Genomic DNA, 17,083 nt, shown 5'->3' with positions numbered 1-17,083 from the left:
CGACCGCGCGCGCTCGGGCTGCGGGAGTAACCCGGCGTCAGGCGCGGGAGGCTGGGAAGGCGGGCCGGTGAACGGGCCGCCCGCAAGCGACTCTAGAGGGCAACGGGCGCCCGGGCCTAGGTTCGCGCCCGCCAAGCCTCCCCCTGTGTCCCGTCAACTCGCCCGTCAACGGGGGCTGTAACAGCTCACCGACAAGGGTTGGGGGATCTCGTGGCGAGTGCGGCTGGTATGTCACGATTGGGCTCTGGCCAAGTGCACCCAGGAGGGAATTGGATGTACGACAGCAGGGGGGCCCGCTCGGCGGCCCGGGCCGGGGCACTGGGGGCGGCGCTGCTGCTCGCCGGCTGCTCCTCGGGCGGTGGCGGAGACGGGGACAAGCCGGCCGCGGGTCCGCAGGCGGTGATCACCCAACAGCCCAAGGAAGCGGACCCGTTCTGGGTGAACCCGGACTCCAACGCGGCCCGGCAGGTGAAGGCCTACGCGAAGGCCGGCAAGGACGGCGACGCCGAGCAGATCCGCAAGATAGCGGCACAGCCGACCGGTGAGTGGATCGGCCCGGAGAACCCGGAGCAGGAGGCGCGCGGCTTCACCGAGGCCGCGCAGAAGTCCGACCGCACGGCCCTCCTGGTCCTCTACGACATCCCGCACCGCGACTGCGGCCAGTACAGCCAGGGCGGCGCGGCCGACGGCGACGCGTACCGGGCGTGGATCGACGGGGTCGCACGCGGCATCCAGGACCGTCCCGCCACGGTGGTCCTCGAACCGGACGCCGTCCTGCACATGGTCGACGGCTGCACACGGCCCCAGTTCCAGGAGGAGCGCTACAGCCTGCTCAACTACGCGGTCGGCAAGCTCAAGTCCCTCAAGTCCACCAAGGTCTACCTGGACGCCGGCAACGCCGGCTGGGGCCACCCCGACCAGATCTACCGTCCCCTCCAGCAGGCGGGCATCGCCCAGGCGGACGGCTTCGCCGTCAACGTCTCCAACTTCTACTCCACCCAGGACTCCATCACCTACGGCAAGCAGCTCTCGGCAAAGGTCGGCAACAAGCACTTCGTCATCGACACCAGCCGAAACGGCAACGGCCCGTACGCAGGCGGCAACCCGGACGAACGCTGGTGCAACCCCCCGGGCCGCGCCCTGGGAGAAACCCCGACGACAAAGACGGCCGACCCCCTGGTGGACGCCTACCTGTGGGTCAAGCGCCCCGGCGAATCCGACGGCACCTGCAAGGGCGGCCCACAAGCAGGCAACTGGTGGCCCACCTACGCCTTGAAACTGGCGCAGGGATCAGAAACCTAGGGGCGCGGGGAACTGCGCGACCAGCCACAGCGCTCCCGCACCCAAAGCCCCAACCCGCGGGAGCGCTAGGGCACCTTCACCCACTGCGCCTTGCTCGGCGTCCCCTGATCGTCATCCACAAAAATCATGTACCACCCCGAAGGAACCAGATTCCGGTTCTCCGGCACCGTCACAGTGATCCGGTTGCCCGACGTCTTGAAGTCGAGGGCCACGCTCCGCTGGTCCACATCCGTCACATGCGTGGTCGCACTCGGCCGGATCAACCGCACCTTCCTGATCGTCGACGCATGCCGCGACGTGAACGTCCCCGTCCCGCCCCGGGCGATCGTCTGCGGCCCCCCGCTCAGCGACGGCCGTGAGTCCCGGTACAGGTACGGCGGCGTGTAGATCTCGATCCGCTGCTCGAAGACGCCCGGCTTGGTGTCCGCCTTGTCCGCGAAGAGCGGGTTGGAGCCGAAGAACATGACCCGGCCGTCGGGCAGCAGGATCGACCCGGAGTGGTAGTTCCGGCCCACCAGCGGATCGGCCACCCTCCGGAAGGAGTTGCTCGCGGTGTCGTAGATCCGCGCCTGCCTGATGTCGGAGTCGCCGCGGCCCCGGTAGTCCTCGGAGCCGCCCGACACCAGGACGCTGTCGTCCGGCAGCACCGAGATCTGCGGGTACCGCGTCCCCTTCTCCAGCGAGGGCCCGTCCGTGAACCTCGGGTCGGGGTCCTTCAGGTCGATCAGCCGCGTCTTCTTCGTGGACAGCGCGGACTCGCCGACCCCGCCGCCCCCGACCACCAGGTACTTCTCGTCCTGCGCCGGAGGCAGCAGCACGGTCCCGGACGTCTCCAGCATGTTCGGGTCGCTGAGCCCGGACAGCTTGGTGAACCGGTTGGTGTCGACGTCCCAGATGCCGGGGTCCCGGCCGACGTCGTCCGGGCCGTACCCGGCGTTGGAACCGGAGTAGAAGAGCTTGCCGTTCTGGAGCAGGAACAGTGCCGGATAGGTGGGGAACTGGCGCTTGTACTTCGTGTACGTCCAGGTCTTGGCCCTCGGGTCGAAGACCTCGTTCTTGCCGGGCACCAGCTGCCCGATGTCGTCGAGTCCGGAGACGCTGAGGATCTTTCCGTCGGACAGGGTGGTGAGCGTCGGATACCAGCGGGCCTCGTTCATCGGGTCGACCTTGATGTACTTCTCGGCGACCGGATCGAATTCGTAGGCGTTCCTGATGCCCTCGAAGTCCCGCTTGTCCATGCCGAGTTTGTTGGCGATGCCGTAGGTGTTGCGGGCGTCGGCGCCGGTCAGTCCCGCGATGCTGTAGTTGTCCTGGGTGCCGGTCTCGTACTTGGTGCCCTGCTCGGGCGCCTCCACGACGACCCGGGCGTAACCCGGGTTGTTCCGCAGGAACCTGCCGGTCTTCTTGTCGAAGACCTTCGTCGCGCGCGGGATCAGCGCCGAGTCGTCGGAGACGAACGTCTTGCCGTTCTGCTTGCCGGTGAACCGGGTGCCCTTGGGCAGGGTCATCGGTTTGTCCGGGTTCTCGTTGTAGAGGATCATGACGCCGCCGGCCTTCTTGACGTCGCCCTTGAGTTTCTCGTACTGCTTGGTGCCGCCCGCGATCAGGATGTTGCCGTTGGCGAGCTGGGTGTGGCCGGTGCAGAACAGGTCGGCCGGGGTGGGCACCTTCTTGATCGTGCCCTTCACCGGGTCCCAGATCCGGCTGTCGTAGATCTTCGCGTCGAAGTTGTCCTGGTTGTTGCCCGAGCCCGCGACCAGCAGCACCTTCCCGGTGTGCAGGAGCACCGCGTGGATGGTGTCCTGGCGGTACTCCTTCGGGAACTCGATGATGTCCCAGTGGCCGTTCGCGGCCTTGTACTCGGGTCTGTTGATCTTGTACTGGTGGTACCGCTCGGTCCCGAAGCGGTACAGCCACGGTCCGTTCATGCCTGCCAGGGCGAGAACGACCACCGTACTGATCGCGAGCCGACGGGCCCGGCGACGGCCGGCGCTGTCGTTCATTCCTCACGCCCTCCCGGCCCGCGACGGGCGCCGAGACCGCCGCGTCCGCCGAGTGCTATCCGCAGGGTCTGTTCCACAGGGGTGCCGGCGGGCGGCGTCCAGGTCGGCCGCTGCTGCGGCGCGTGCCCCGCGGGCCGGTACCCGGCCGGCACCGCGTCCTCCGGCTCGGCCGACGGCTCGGGCGCCCTGCTCTCCGTCCGCAGGGTGTACTGCCAGGCGAAGATCGGGGCCGCCGTGATCAGCAGCGCCAGCGTCGCCCAGGTCAGCATCGCCGGCTGCGCGTGGCCGCCCAGGAAGCCGGCGGCGAGCGAGCCGCCGAAGACCAGGATGAAGAACCAGTGGATCCGGAACGTCCCGAAGACGGTGTCCGGGCTCGCCGACTCGCCCTTCGGGGTGACCACGAACCTGCTCTTGCGGCGCAGCACCGCGTCCATGAGCGAGCGGGCGTAGATCGGCGCGGACAGGGCCGACATCACCATGCCGGCGACCCCGCCGGAGCCCTCCGGTTCGTGCGGGGAGACGTTGTGCCGGCGGTTCCAGATGTAGAGGCCGATCTGGAGCGCGGAGGCGTTGCCGTAGAGCATCAGCCACACGGTCGGGTCGATGTTGACGCCCGAGGCGCCGAGGCCCAGGAACAGGGCGCAGCTGAGCGCCGCCAGGATCCAGTTGATGGCCGACATCGGATAGAAGATGATCATCATCGTGTAGTTGAAGAGCTTGCCCGGACCCAGGCTGAACAGGCCCTTCCAGTACTGCTTGAGGATCGTCTCGTACGTGCCCCGGGACCAGCGCAGCTGCTGGGTGAAGAAGTCGGTCCAGGCGTTCGGGCCCTCGCCGACCGCGAGCACGTCCGGGGTGTAGACCGAGCGCCACTTGCGGCCGGTCGCCGGGTTCTTGGCGCGGTGCATCTCGAAGCCGGTCGCCATGTCCTCGGTGATCGAGTCGTACAGGCCGCCGATCTGCTGGAGCGCCCTGATCCGTACGGCGTTGGAGGTGCCGACGAACATGGGGGCGCCGTAGCGGTTGCCGGCGCGCTGGATGAGGGCGTGGAACAGGAACTGCTGGGACTCGGCGGCCTTGGTGACGAACGTGTCGTAGTTGCCGTAGACCTGCGGGCCGATGACGAAGCCGACGTCCGGGTCGCGGAAGTAGCCCAGCATCCGCTCCAGGTAGTTGGGCAGCGGCACGTGGTCGGTGTCGACGGAGGCGAAGAAGTCGTACTCGTCGCCGTGCGCCTCCAGCCAGGCGTTGTAGTTGCCGTGCTTGGTCTTCGCGCGGTGCGGGCCCTTCGGCCGGTTCCACTTCTCGACACCCTTGCGGGTGAAGTGGTGCACGCCCAGGCGCGCGCAGACCTCCTTCACCTCCGGGTCGTCGCCCTCGTCGAGCAGCCACACGTGCAGCAGGCCCCGGTGGCGCAGCCGGACCGCCGCCTCCAGGGTCCGGGTGACCATGTCGAGGGGTTCCTTGCCGGGCACGAACGTGGTGATGAAGGCGACCCGGGTGCCGGTCTCCGGGATCACCGGGACCGGGTCGCGGGCGACCAGGGTGGCATGCGCGTTGGACAGCACGTTCATGCAGCGGAAGAACTCGATCAGGCCGATCGACACCAGCATCACGATGTCGAGGGCCGGCAGGAAGTCGTACGCCGGGTAGTCCCGCTGGGTCCAGTGCTCGGGCTGCAGCAGCCAGGCCAGCAGGACCAGCGACAGCAGCGGGGCCGCGCCCAGCATCAGCGCGGCGCGGACGCGGTGCGGTTCCTGGGAGAGCAGCGAGCGGTACTGCACGGTGTACGGCCGGCCCGGGTCGGGCTGGGTGAGGGGGCCGGCGAGCCTGCTGTAGTGCTCGTAGTCGTATCTGGGCAGGGTCTTCTTTATGCGGCCCAGGGCGCCGGCGGTGGTGCGGTGCCCGGGTACCCGGAGTTGTGTTGTCCGTGACGGGTCGTAGTCCTGTTCCTGCCGGGCGCCCATCGGTGTCGACGTCATGAGTCATCCCCCCACACGCAGGTCGGCGCGTGTTTCATCGGTACTGGAGCCCGCGCGGGTCCCCCTCGACCCTGTCGGGCGCGTCAGTGGTGGGGCACAGCCGTCCCACAGAATATGGACACGGACCGTGACCGGCCGGTTGCATGGTGCCCCCCTCGGCACCGATTCATGACCGGGGCCCCTCAACCCCGCAGATCTGGCAACCGGCTATCTACCCCCCAAGTGCCGCGAAACACCGGCACTTTGGACATCCAGGGTTCTACGGTGCTCAGCATGATCGCAAGAGCGAAACGTCGTGTTTACCGGGCATAAGCGTTCATTGTGGAGCGTGTGGTGATTATGTGGACCGGACGTGTCGGTTGTTGACATGGAGGGGCAATGGGGGGTGCGGGGTGCCGAAGTGACCTCGCGTGACCGACGGGGTGTACGCCAGAAGGCCCCCCGCTGCTGCGGAGGGCCTTCTGGGTGTCTGTGCGCCGCCAGGGACTCGAACCCCGGACCCGCTGATTAAGAGTCAGCTGCTCTAACCAACTGAGCTAGCGGCGCCTGCTGACATCGAGAACTCTACCCGACGGCGAACCGTGCTCCTGACCATCGGCCACCAGGGCGACCCCCGTCCGCCCTCTGCCGTACATCATTCGGACCGTCAGCATGCGCACCGGGACCAAAGTTGGGAAGCTGATCAACGTGCACAGTCCCGGACATATCAACATGAAGTGTGAGGGGAATCGCATGCCGGCCCCGGTCTTCCAGGAATTCGACCCCGCGACCACCTGCGAATGCCCCGGCTGCGTCCACTGGCGCCGGGTGACCCCCTCCCCGCTGCCCGGCCGCTTCGGCGGGCACCCGGCCGCCCGCGGCGTCCTGGTCGTGGCCGCCGCGTCCGCCGCCTTCGCCGCGGGCGCCCCGGCCGCCGCCGCCCACAGCGCCCCGCCCGCCCCGCACCGGTCCGCCGCTCCCGTGGACCCCGAGCCCCAGACCCCGCAGGGCACCAAGTCCCCCCTGCACGGCCCGAACGGCAAGCCCGTCAAAGGCCCGGTCACCACGCCCCCCATCACCCGCACGCAGATCATCAACCGCGCCAAGACCTGGGTCACCGCCAAGGTGCCGTACAGCATGTCCCTCTACTGGACGGACGGGTACCGGCAGGACTGCTCGGGCTACGTCTCCATGGCCTGGGGGCTGACCGGCAACGAGTGGACCGGGAGCCTCGACCAGTTCGGCACGAAGATCACCAAGGAGGAGCTCCAGCCCGGCGACATGCTGCTCTTCCACAACCCGGACGACCCCGAGAAGGGCTCCCACGTAGTGCTCTTCGGCGGCTGGACGGACTACACGCACACCTACTACACGGTGTACGAGCAGACACCCCCGCACGCCCGCAGCCAGTCCACGCCCTACGCCTACTGGACCAACTCCGCGAAGTACGTCCCCTACCGCTACAACGGCCTGATCGCGGACCCGGCCACGCCCGGCGCCCAGGCCGCGAAGACGTCGGTGGCGTTCCCGGGGGCGGCCTACTTCGGGCCCGGCGCCCACAACAAGTACGTCACCCTCCTCGGGCAGCTGCTGGTCGCCCGGGGCGCCGGCGGCTACTACGCCAAGGGCCCCGGGCCGGTCTGGGGCCTGTCGGACCAGCGGGCCACCCAGGCGTTCCAGCGGGCCCAGGGCTGGACCGGCGCCGCCGCCGACGGCCTGCCCGGACCGGGCACCTGGGAACTCCTCGCCACCGGCAGGGGCAAGAACATCAGGTCCGCCCCCGCGGCACCGTCCGCCCCCGCCTCGCACGGGGTCCCGGGCTACCCCGGCAAGAACTTCTTCCGTCCGGGCGCCGCGAACGACCACGTCACCCGGCTCGGCAGGCAGCTGGTCAAGAAGGGGTACGGCCGGTTCTACCCCGACGGCCCGCATCCCGCCTGGGGCGAGGCGGACCGCAGGGCCGTCGAGGCGTTCCAGCGGGCCCAGGGCTGGCGCGGCGGCGCGGCCGACGGCTACCCGGGGCCGGAGACCTGGCGACGCCTGTTCCTGTGACGACCCCGGTCCCCCGAGGGCGCCCTGAGGACCCCCCGAGGAGCCGTCCGGGAACCACCTGAGGACCACCTGAGAACCACCTGAAGCATCTGGCGCGGAGGCTGGAGGCAGGCATGAGTACGACCACGGAACACACCCCCGACGCGGACGGGCCCCCGGACGGCGGGCCGCCCACCCGCCCGACTCCCCGGCTCATCCAGAACGAGATCACCACCGAGATCCCCGTCCACCTGCTGTTCCGCGACGACCCCGACCCCGTGTCGGTGCCGTTGCGGCCGGCCGTGGTCGGCCGTCGGCAGGGCACCGGGGAACAGCCCCGGCTGCGCCGCCCGCTCCCGGCCAAGCCCCGGCCGGTCGCCGCCGTCGACCCCGACCTGGTGGAGCGTCCGGCCCGGGTGCTGCCCGGCGCGGCCGGCGTGTGCGCCGGGCTCGGTGGAGTGGCCGGGGGGCTCGCGACCTCCTGGTGGGCGGGGGTGCTGCCGTCGCTCGCGGCGCACGCGCTGCACCTGCCGGCGTACGGGGGCGCGGGGCTCGGACCGGCGCAGTGGGCGGCGTACGCCGGGGCCGGTGCGCTCGGCCTGGCCGGTTTCGGGGGACTCGCGCGCGGGACGACCGGGCGGGCCTGGGTGCTCGGCCTGTTCGGCCGCTACCGCGGGACGGTACGGCGCACCGGCCTGCTCTGGGTCAACCCGCTGCTGATGCGCCGCCGGGCCGACGTCCGGCTGCGGCACTGGCGCAGCGAGGAGATGCCGGCGGCGGACGGCAACGGGGTCGCGCTGCGGGTCGTCGTCCTGGTGGTGTGGCGGGTGCGGGACACCGCGCGGGCGGTGCTCGGCGTCGAGGACCACGAGACGTACCTGCGCGAGTGCGTGGAGGCCGCGCTGGTCCGGGTGCCGGTGGAGCCGCCGGGCACCGCCCGGGGTTCGGTGGAGATGGCCACGGACGCGCTGACCCGGCTGGTGTCGGCGGACGCGGCGGGCATCGGCCTGGAGGTGTTCGCCGTGCAGCCGGTCCGGGTGGAGTACGCCCCGGAGGTCGCCGCGGCCATGCAGCGGCGCCGGATCGCCGCGCTCGACGCACGGCAGCGGGCCACCATGCTCACCTCGGTCGTGGACTCGGTCGAGGACACGGTGACCCGGCTGACCATGCGCGGACTCGTCGAACTCGACGACTACGAGCGCAAGGTGCTGGTGCGCGACCTGACGGTGGCGTTCTGCTCGGGACGTGCCGACTCCGCACCGTGACGGGCACGGACACTCCTTTTGGTATGGACATGTTCAACAAGCGGCAATAATCTGGGACTTGGTCTAGACCTGCACGGCTCACCGAACTTCCCCCACGTTCTCCAGGAGCGGCAGCATGCGTAAACGGACCAAGGTGTCGGCCGTCGTGCTCGGCGTGGCGACCGCCGGAGCCTTCGCACTCTCCACCGGCGGCGCCAGCGGGCACGGCTACACCGACCTCCCCATCAGCCGGCAGAAGCTCTGTGCCAACGGCACGGTGACCAACTGCGGCGACATCCAGTACGAGCCGCAGAGCGTCGAGGGCCCGAAGGGCTTCCCGGCGTCCGGTCCCGCCGACGGCCAGATCTGCAACGGCGGGCTGAGCAGGTTCGCCCAGCTCAGCTCGCCCACCACGCCCTCGGGCGGGGCCTGGCCGACGACGAAGGTGACGGGCGGTCAGTCGTACACCTTCCGGTGGCAGTTCACGGCGATGCACGCCACGACCGACTTCAAGTACTACGTCACCAAGCAGGGCTGGAACCAGAACCACGCCCTCGCCCGTTCGGACCTCAACACCACCCCCTTCCTCACCGTCCCCTACAACGGCCAGCGCCCGCCGGCCACCCTCAGCCACAGCGGCACCCTGCCGTCGGGGCTGAGCGGCCACCACGTGATCGTGGCGGTCTGGACGATCGCCGACACGACCAACGCGTTCTACGCCTGCTCGGACGTCACGTTCTGACCGGCATCGTTCGACAACCGGGTAACACCCGGCTGATCTGAGCTTCGCTTGAGGACCCGCCGCGGGCCGCGGGGGTACGTTCCCGCCACACCGGTCAGTCGGACCGGTGTTCGGAGGCGGGGGACTCTCATGGGCCTGATGGAAGCGTTCTTCTACATCCTTCCCGGCATCTTCGTCGTCGTCGGTGTCCTCGGGCTGTACAAGACGCTGCGGCGGTCGAGCGAGATCAGCCGGACGTGGCGTCACGGGCGTACCGCCGAGGCGCGCTGTCTGCGGTCGTACACGAGGACCAGCGGCGGTGGCGGGGACACGTCCGTGACGACCACGCTGCACCATGTCTACGAGTTCACGACGGCCGAGGGGCGGGTCGTCCGCTTCGACGAGGCGAGCGGGCGGTCGACCGTGATCGAGGGCGACTTCGTGACGGTGTACTACCTGCCGGAGAAGCCGGAGGGGGCGACGACGCGGCCGCCCGCCCAGGGGAAGCTGGCGGTGGGGACCGGGTGCGCGGTGGCGTTCTTCGGAGTGATCATCGGGTTCGCGCTGGTCTTCATGGGGGTGGCGCACTTCATCTTCTCGGCGGCGGACGGGATGGCGCCGTGAGTGCGGGGGAGGCCGTGGGCCTCGGTGGACCGGTGGGGGGCTGGTGAGGTCGTGGGTCTCCGCGGGTCGGTGGGGGCTTGTCGCGCCCACGCGGCGGCAGCCGCAAATTGACACAGCCCCGCGCCCCCAGGGTGTTGATCTGACGGAGTGTCAATTATTCTGCTTCTCCATGGCCGTCGATGGGTCCACCGTTGCTGAAGCCGTCGCCGCCCGGTGGGGCGATCACCGGCCCGGGATGTGGTTCGAGGAGCAGGTGCTGACGCACCACGAGGTGGCCGCCGGGGCTGCCGCCCGGGCGGCGCTGTTCGCCGATCTGCTGCCTGCCGGCGCCGTGCCCCACGTCGGGGTCCTGCTCGACAACACCCCCGAGTTCCCGCTCTGGCTGGGCGCCGCCGCGCTCGCCGGAGCCGCCGTGGCGGGGGTCAACCCGACCCGCCGGGGGGCCGAACTGGCCCGGGACATCCGGCACACCGAGTGCCCGGTGCTCGTCACCGAGCGGGCCCACCTGCCGCTGCTCGCCGGGCTCGAACTGCCCGGCGTCCGGCTCCTCGTCACCGACGAACCGGAGTACGGCGCCCTGCTCGCCCCCTACTTCGGCGCCTCTCCCGACGCCTCCCGGGCCGTCCCCGCCGACCGGATCCTGCTCTACTTCACCTCCGGGTCCACCGGCGCTCCGAAGGCCGCCCTCTGCTCCCAGGGCCGGCTGGCCGCGGCCGGGCGGTCGCTCGCCGGGCAGTTCGGGGTGCGTCCCGACGACGTGCACTACGTCTGCATGCCGATGTTCCACGGCAACGCCGTGATCGCCGACTGGGCGCCCGCACTGGTGGCGGGCGCCGGGGTGGCGTTGCGGCGGCGGTTCTCGGCGTCCGGTTTCCTGGACGATGTACGGCGCTACCGGGCCACCTACTTCACCTACGTCGGCCGGGCCGTGCAGTACATACTCGCGACCGAGCCGCGCGCCGACGACCGGGACAACCCGCTGCGGCTCGGGTTCGGGACGGAGGCCGGGGCCGTGGACGCGGCGGCCTTCGAGGAGCGGTTCGGGGTGCGGCTCGTCGAGGGGTACGGGTCCTCTGAGGGCGGGGCGGCGATCCAGTGGTCGCCGGGGACGCCGGCCGGGGCGGTGGGGCGGGCGGCGCCGGGGCTCGTCGTGCTCGACCAGGGGTCGGGGGAGGAGTGCCCGCCCGCCGTCTTCGACTCCACGGGCCGGCTGCTGAACGGGGAGGCGGCGATAGGGGAGCTGGTGAACCGGGCGCCGAACCCGTTCGAGGGGTACTGGCGGAACGCGGCGGCGGAGGCGGAGCGGCGCAGGGGCGGGTGGTACTGGACCGGGGACCTCTTCTACCGGGACGCGGCGGGATACCTGTACTTCGCGGGGCGCACCGACGACCGGATCCGGGTCGACGGGGAGAACCTGGCCGCCGCGGTGATCGAGAACATCGTGGCCCGGTACGAGGGTGCGGAGGCCGTCGCCGTGTACGGGGTGCCGGACCCGGTGACCGGGGACCAGGTGATGGCGACGGTCGCCGGCCGGTTCGAGCCGCTGGACTTCGCCGAGTTCCTGCTCGCCCAGCCCGACCTGGGGACGAAGATGGCGCCCCGGTTCGTGCGGGTGGTGGAGCGGATGCCGGTGACGGCGACCAACAAGATCCAGCGGGCGGCGCTGCGCAGGGAGGGCGTGCGGTGTGCCGACCCGGTGTGGTGGCGGCCGCCGGGGGAGCGGACGTACCGCAGGCTGACCCCGCAGGACGCGGAAGCGTGGGGTCCGCCGCGGGGCGACGGCGTACTGCCCGAAAGGCCGTTCATACGTGGACACTTGGGCAATTGACCCCGTGTTAGCGTGCGCCGAAGTCGACCTGCACGGCCATCCGAGAGGAGCCATCGACATGGCGCACCACGTCTCCGGCCTGGGCATCAGCCCCACGAGCATGGACCCGAGGAGCCACATCACCGACATCTTCGTCTTCCAGAACCCGGGTGATGCGGACCGGACGGTCCTGGTCATGTGCATCAACCCGCACTCGCCGGTCACCGCGGACGCCGTCGACTCCGAGTCGGTCTACGAGTTCGGCGTGGACAACGACGGCGACGCGGTGAACGACGTCGCCATCCGGGTGCGGTTCTCGCCGGTGGTGGCGGAGTCGCAGAGCGCCAGTGTGCAGCTGGCGGCCGGCCGGGGCCCCGCGGCCGATGTCGAGGCGGGGGAGACGGTCGTCGCGGACGCCCCGGTCACCTTCGGCCCGAAGCCGGAGATCACCACGGCCGGCGACTTCCGGTTCTTCGCCGGGCTCCGCAGCGACCCGTTCTTCGCCGACCCGATCGGGGCCGGGAACGACTTCCAGTGGACCGGCCAGGACTTCTTCCTCGACAAGAACGTGTTCGGCATCGTGCTGGAGGTCCCGAACACCGTGCTCGGCCCGGATCCGCAGGTCGGCGTCTGGGCCCGGGTCCTGGTTCCGCACGACGGCCGCCTGGTCCAGGGCGACCGGGCGGGACGGCCCGGGATCGACAACAACTTCAACCACAGCGACGACGACAAGCGGATATGGAACCAGCAGGAGCCGGTCCGGGACCGCGAGCTCTTCCTCGACAAGTTCGCACACGTCCTCGAACACGGGGGCTACTCCGCGGACCGGGCGGCCGCCCTCGCGGAGGGCCTGCTCCCCGACCTCGTGACGTACGACTACACGAGCGCCGCGGGGTACCCGAACGGCCGCAACCTCACCGACGACGTCATCAACGAGGGGATCGCGCTGCTGACCAACGGCGCCGCGCCCCACGACGGGCTGCGGCCCCATGACGACCTCGGCTCCGACTTCCCCTTCCTGGGGGACCCGCACTAGGGCGCACACGGCCCGGCGCAGGGTCTGGCACAGGGTCCGGCACGCGGCGCATAAAAAATGACCTGGGGTGGTAAAACCCCAGGTCATCAAAGGTGCGCCGCCAGGGACTCGAACCCCGGACCCGCTGATTAAGAGTCAGCTGCTCTAACCAACTGAGCTAGCGGCGCATGACTCACGCCGACCGTTCGAACCGTCTCTCGACTGGGTCGTCCGGCTGGCGACGAAGAAAATACTACCTGGTCCGGCGGGGTGCTTCCGACCACCGCCGGGGCCGGGGCCCAGGGCCTAGATGGCGAGGGAGAGCAGCAGCGGAGCCGCGCCGCGGTTCAGGGTGTCGGCGGCCTGGCGGAGCCGGTGCGCGTGCTCGACCGGCAGGGAGAGTGCCAGGCAGCCCACGGCCGAGCCGGCGGTGATCGGGACCGCCGCGCACACCGTGCCGATGGCGTACTCCTGGAGGTCCAGGACGGGGACCGTCGGCGGCTGCGCCTCCAGCCGGGAGAGCAGGAGCTTGTCGCTGGTGATGGTGCGCGAGGTGAGGCGGGCCATCTTGTGCCGGGAGAGGTGGTCGCGGCGGGCGTTGTGGTCGAGCTGGGTGAGCAGGCTCTTGCCGATCGCGGTGGCGTGCGCGGAGGAGCGGAAGTCCACCCACTCGTTGACCGCGGGGGTGGCCGGGCCGTCCGCGTACTGGCCGATCCGCACCTCGCCGTCGACGTACCGGCTGAGGTAGACGGCGGCGCCGACCGAGTCCCGCAGCCGGTCGAGGGTCTGCTGGAGCTGCTCGCCGAGGGCCTGCTCCCGCTCGTGCGTGGAGCCGAGCCGGCGCAGCGTCTCGCCGGTCACGTACGCGCCGTCGGCGACCTGCTCGACGTAGCCCTCGCGGCGCAGCATGCGCAGCAGCGCGGTCAGCCGCTCCGGGTCCAGGCCGGTCCTGCGGGCCAGTTCGGTGTCGGTGACGCCGGTGGCGTGCCCCGCCACCGTCTCCAGGACCCGAAGGGCGTCCTGGGCGGAGTGGTACGGGGCGGTCGGCTCGTGCATCAGCGCCACGGTGGTCCCCCTGCGCTCGCTCGGCGATGCTGCTTCGGCAGCACTGCTTGGGCCGCGATCCGGACAACGGATCCTCTCCACGATAACGGGCAAGCACCCGAAACGGAGGGGGTGTTGGCGAGATTCCAGCCCTCTCAACTGCGGAAAAGACCCGCTGGCATATGCCAACGGAATGACCCGTCCGCCGGACCTCGGGTGATCGAGCGTTCACTTCCTGTAGTCGTGCCACCGTGTGGGGAAACTTTTACGGCGTCGGCGGTGGAATTATCTACAGCACCGCGCCGAGGAACTCCCGGGTCCGCTCGTGCCCGGGCTCGCTGAAGATCCGCTCCGGCGGGCCCGCCTCGATGACCCGGCCCGAGTCGAACATCAGGACCTGGTCGGAGATGTCCCGGGCGAAGTTCATCTCGTGGGTCACGCAGAGCATGGTGATGTCGGTGGTGCGGGCGATGTCCCTGAGCAGGTCGAGGACGCCCGCCACCAGCTCCGGGTCGAGCGCCGAGGTCACCTCGTCGAGGAGCAGCACCTTCGGCCGCATGGCCAGCGCCCTGGCGATCGCGACGCGCTGCTGCTGGCCGCCGGAGAGCCGGGTCGGCCGCGCGTCGGCCCTGTCGGCCAGGCCCACCAGGTCGAGCAGCTCCCGGGCGCGCGCCTCCGCCTCGTCCCTGGGCAGGCCGAGCACGGTCACCGGGGCCTCGGTGATGTTGCGCAGCACGCTCATGTTCGGGAACAGGTTGAACTGCTGGAACACCATCCCGATCTGCTTGCGGACCTCCCGGATCTCCTTCTCGGACGCCGGGAAGAGCCGCTGCCCGTCGACGGTGATGGTGCCGGTGTCCGGCTTGGCCAGGGTCATCAGCAGCCGCAGGATCGTGGTCTTGCCGGAGCCGGAGGGCCCGATCAGGGTGACGTGCCGGCCCGCCTGCACGGCGAGGTCGAGCCCGTCGAGGACGGTGTTGTCCCCGAACCGCTTGGTCACCCCCTCCAGCCGGATCAGGGTGTCGGTGGCGGTCAGCGGGTCACTGGTCTCAACGGACAAGGCGACGCTCCAGGGTGCGCAGGAGAAGGGAGGCGAGGTAGGAGACGACGACGAAGGCGACGCCGATCACCGTCACCGGCTCGGTGAACCGGAAGTGCTGCTGGGAGAAGAGCCGGGCCTGGCCGAGCATCTCCAGCACGGTGATCGACATCAGGACCGGCGTGTCCTTCAGCATCGAGATCACGTAGTTGCCGAGCGGCGGCACCACCCGGCGCACCGCCTGCGGCAGGATCACCGCGAACCAGGTCCGCCGCGCCGGCAGGCTGAGCGCGGTGGCCGCCTCCCACTGCCCGGCCGGCACGGCCTCGACACCGGCCCGGTAGACCTGCATGGTGTACGTCGAGTAGTGCAGGCCGATCGCGAAGACCCCGGTGGTCAGCGCGGAGAACGTCAGCCCCCACTCGGGCAGCACGTAGAAGAGGAAGAACAGCTGCACCAGCAGCGGGGTGTTGCGCACGAACTCGGTCACCACCCCGACCGGCCACCGCACCCACCTCGACGGCGTCCGCATCAGCAGCGTCCACACCAGCCCCAGCGAGAACGAGATCAGCGAGCCGAGCACCAGCGCCTGCAGGGTGACCAGCAGGCCGTCCCGGAAGTGCGGCATGAACTCGCTGACGGCACTCCAGTCCCACGTCACGCGACACCGCCGAGCCCGGCCCGCAGCCGCTTCTCCAGGCCGCGCAGCAGCCGGGTGATGACGAACGCGATCACGAAGTAGATCACCAGCAGGTACGTGTAGACGTGCGCGCTCTCCTGCAGGGCCAGCCGGACCAGGTTCCCGCTGAACGCGAGGTCGCCCATGCCGGTGACCGACACCAGGGCGGTGCCCTTGAGCAGCTCCACGAGCAGGTTGCAGTAGGAGGGGATCATCTCCGGCACCGCCTGCGGCAGCAGGATCAGCCGCAGCCGCTGCCAGGGCGTGAAGCCGAGCGCGACCCCGCCCTCCCGCTGCGCCGGGTCCACCGCGCCCAGGGCCGCGCGCACGATCTCCGCGCCGTACGCGCCGTACGTCAGGCCGAGCGCGAGCGTCCCCGCCCACATCGGTACCAGCTGCCAGCCGAAGGCGACCGGCAGCACGAAGAACACCCAGAAGATCATCACCAGCGCCGAAGTGCCGCGGAACACCTCGGTGTAGAGCCCGGCCAGGAACCGCACGATCCAGCGCCGGTCCGTCCGGGCCACGCCCGCCACCAGTGCCACCCCTGTCATCAGCAGACCGCTGAACAGCAGCAGCTGGACGGTCGTCCAGACCCCGTCGAGCACGAGGTCCCACAGTCCCGAGGTCATCCGCTCTTCCCTCCCGCGCACAGCTCCTTCGCCGTCAGGTCGGTCATCTCGTCCTCGGTGAAGCCGAACGGGCGCAGGATCCGGAACACTTCGCCGCTCTTCTTCAGCTTGCGCAGCTCCACGTCGAAGGCGTCCCGCAGCCGCGTCTCCGCCGGCCGGAACGCGAACGCGCCCCCGTCCACGTGCGGCTTCCCGTCCACGAGCGGCGCGAAGGCCTCGGTCGCCTCCGCCTTCGCCGACTTCCCGGCCACCGCACGGGTGGTGAGCGCCGTACCGGCGAACACGTCGACCCGTCCCGCCTCCACGGCGTTCAACCCGGCGACCTGGTCGGGCACGATCAGGATGTCGCTCTCCCGGTACCCGGCCTCGACCGCGTACCGGATCTCCGCATAGCCCGTCCCCGTCGCGAACCTCGCCTTCTTCCTGACGACGTCCTCGTAGTCGTGCAGCCCCTTGGGGTTGCCCTTGCGCACGATGAAGGAGTCGAGCATCCGGTAGTCGGGATCCGCGAAGATCACCTGCTCGCACCGCTCCGGGTTGACGTACATCCCGGCGGCCACGACGTCGAACTGCTGCGAGTTCAGCCCGGGTATCAGCGAACCGAACTCGGTCGGCACCGGCTGCACCCGGTCCACCCCGAGCCGCCCGAAGACGGCCTTGGCCAGCTCCGGCGCCTCCCCGGTCAGGTGCCCGTCCTTGTCGATGTACCCGAAGGGGATCTCGCCGGCGATGCCGAGCCGTACGACACCCTGGGCGCGCAGCCGTTGCAGCAGGTCACCGCCGTCGGTGCCGGTGGCGGTGGCCACGCGCGTGCAACCGGCGGTGCCGAGCGCGCCGAGTGCGCCGACCGCGGCGGCGCCCGCGAGCACGGCCCGCCGGCCGTGTCCGGATTCGTGCCCTGATGTGGCTGATTCGTTCCTGTGTGGTGGAGCCATGGCGGCGCGGCTACCCGACCCCGACCGACTTATGCACCACGACCGC

At 70.4% G+C, this 17,083-nt stretch carries 14 protein-coding genes and 2 tRNA genes; 7 read left to right on the top strand and 9 right to left on the bottom strand.

Annotation, left to right across the window (positions count from 1 at the left end; genetic code table 11):
- Positions 1–273: 273 nt before the first annotated feature.
- Complete coding sequence (locus ACFZB3_RS16005) at positions 274–1,302, top strand: glycoside hydrolase family 6 protein (RefSeq protein WP_391375527.1); 1,029 nt, start codon at positions 274–276, stop codon at positions 1,300–1,302.
- A gap of 65 nt (positions 1,303–1,367) precedes the next feature.
- On the opposite strand, the gene ACFZB3_RS16000 is transcribed toward ACFZB3_RS16005, so the two are convergent.
- The 3 genes from ACFZB3_RS16000 to ACFZB3_RS15990 form a co-directional block, all read right to left on the bottom strand.
- Positions 1,368–3,305: a galactose oxidase-like domain-containing protein gene (locus tag ACFZB3_RS16000; RefSeq protein WP_391375525.1), complete on the bottom strand. Its 1,938-nt coding sequence runs from the start codon at positions 3,303–3,305 to the stop codon at positions 1,368–1,370.
- Positions 3,302–5,287, bottom strand: coding sequence for a glycosyltransferase family 2 protein (locus tag ACFZB3_RS15995; protein ID WP_391375522.1), 1,986 nt, complete (start codon positions 5,285–5,287; stop codon positions 3,302–3,304). The genes ACFZB3_RS16000 and ACFZB3_RS15995 overlap by 4 nt, the downstream gene beginning before the upstream one ends.
- 472 nt (positions 5,288–5,759) lie before the next feature.
- Positions 5,760–5,833: transfer RNA gene (locus ACFZB3_RS15990), tRNA-Lys, on the bottom strand.
- A 186-nt stretch (positions 5,834–6,019) separates the two neighbouring features.
- Between ACFZB3_RS15990 and ACFZB3_RS15985 the strand changes: the two genes are divergently transcribed.
- The 6 genes from ACFZB3_RS15985 (at position 6,020) to ACFZB3_RS15960 (ending at position 12,729) form a co-directional block, all read left to right on the top strand.
- Positions 6,020–7,318 carry a peptidoglycan-binding protein gene (locus ACFZB3_RS15985; protein WP_391375519.1) on the top strand — a complete coding sequence of 433 codons (1,299 nt, stop codon included), beginning with the start codon at positions 6,020–6,022 and terminating at the stop codon, positions 7,316–7,318.
- 113 nt (positions 7,319–7,431) lie between these two features.
- Positions 7,432–8,562 (top strand): SPFH domain-containing protein, encoded by a 1,131-nt coding sequence (locus ACFZB3_RS15980; RefSeq protein ID WP_391375517.1) that lies wholly within the window; start codon positions 7,432–7,434, stop codon positions 8,560–8,562.
- Between the two features lie 115 nt (positions 8,563–8,677).
- Positions 8,678–9,283: a lytic polysaccharide monooxygenase gene (locus tag ACFZB3_RS15975; RefSeq protein ID WP_391375514.1), complete on the top strand. Its 606-nt coding sequence runs from the start codon at positions 8,678–8,680 to the stop codon at positions 9,281–9,283.
- A 129-nt stretch (positions 9,284–9,412) separates the two neighbouring features.
- Complete coding sequence (locus tag ACFZB3_RS15970) at positions 9,413–9,886, top strand: DUF3592 domain-containing protein (RefSeq protein ID WP_391375511.1); 474 nt, start codon at positions 9,413–9,415, stop codon at positions 9,884–9,886.
- Positions 9,887–10,055: 169 nt separating this feature from the next.
- Positions 10,056–11,714: an AMP-binding protein gene (locus ACFZB3_RS15965; protein ID WP_391375508.1), complete on the top strand. Its 1,659-nt coding sequence runs from the start codon at positions 10,056–10,058 to the stop codon at positions 11,712–11,714.
- A 58-nt stretch (positions 11,715–11,772) separates the two neighbouring features.
- Complete coding sequence (locus ACFZB3_RS15960; RefSeq protein WP_391375505.1) at positions 11,773–12,729, top strand: DUF4331 family protein; 957 nt, start codon at positions 11,773–11,775, stop codon at positions 12,727–12,729.
- A gap of 93 nt (positions 12,730–12,822) precedes the next feature.
- Here ACFZB3_RS15960 and ACFZB3_RS15955 read toward each other — a convergent pair.
- The 6 genes from ACFZB3_RS15955 to ehuB form a co-directional block, all read right to left on the bottom strand.
- Positions 12,823–12,896 (bottom strand) — tRNA-Lys (locus ACFZB3_RS15955).
- Positions 12,897–13,014: 118 nt separating this feature from the next.
- Positions 13,015–13,773, bottom strand: a complete 759-nt coding sequence (locus tag ACFZB3_RS15950) for an IclR family transcriptional regulator C-terminal domain-containing protein (protein WP_391375502.1) — start codon at positions 13,771–13,773, stop codon at positions 13,015–13,017.
- A gap of 268 nt (positions 13,774–14,041) precedes the next feature.
- Positions 14,042–14,812, bottom strand: coding sequence for an ATP-binding cassette domain-containing protein (locus ACFZB3_RS15945; RefSeq protein WP_391375499.1), 771 nt, complete (start codon positions 14,810–14,812; stop codon positions 14,042–14,044).
- Positions 14,802–15,452: an ectoine/hydroxyectoine ABC transporter permease subunit EhuD gene (gene ehuD, locus ACFZB3_RS15940; RefSeq protein ID WP_391375496.1), complete on the bottom strand. Its 651-nt coding sequence runs from the start codon at positions 15,450–15,452 to the stop codon at positions 14,802–14,804. The genes ACFZB3_RS15945 and ehuD overlap by 11 nt, the downstream gene beginning before the upstream one ends.
- Complete coding sequence (ehuC, locus tag ACFZB3_RS15935; protein WP_391375493.1) at positions 15,449–16,102, bottom strand: ectoine/hydroxyectoine ABC transporter permease subunit EhuC; 654 nt, start codon at positions 16,100–16,102, stop codon at positions 15,449–15,451. Before ehuC ends, ehuD begins: the two co-directional genes overlap by 4 nt.
- Positions 16,099–17,037: an ectoine/hydroxyectoine ABC transporter substrate-binding protein EhuB gene (gene ehuB / locus ACFZB3_RS15930; protein WP_391375491.1), complete on the bottom strand. Its 939-nt coding sequence runs from the start codon at positions 17,035–17,037 to the stop codon at positions 16,099–16,101. The genes ehuC and ehuB overlap by 4 nt, the downstream gene beginning before the upstream one ends.
- Between the last annotated feature and the right edge of the window lie 46 nt (positions 17,038–17,083).

Source organism: Streptomyces sp. NPDC008092 (assembly GCF_042957285.1).
Lineage (GTDB): Bacteria > Actinomycetota > Actinomycetes > Streptomycetales > Streptomycetaceae > Streptomyces.
This window is presented reverse-complemented; position numbering and strand designations above follow the sequence as displayed.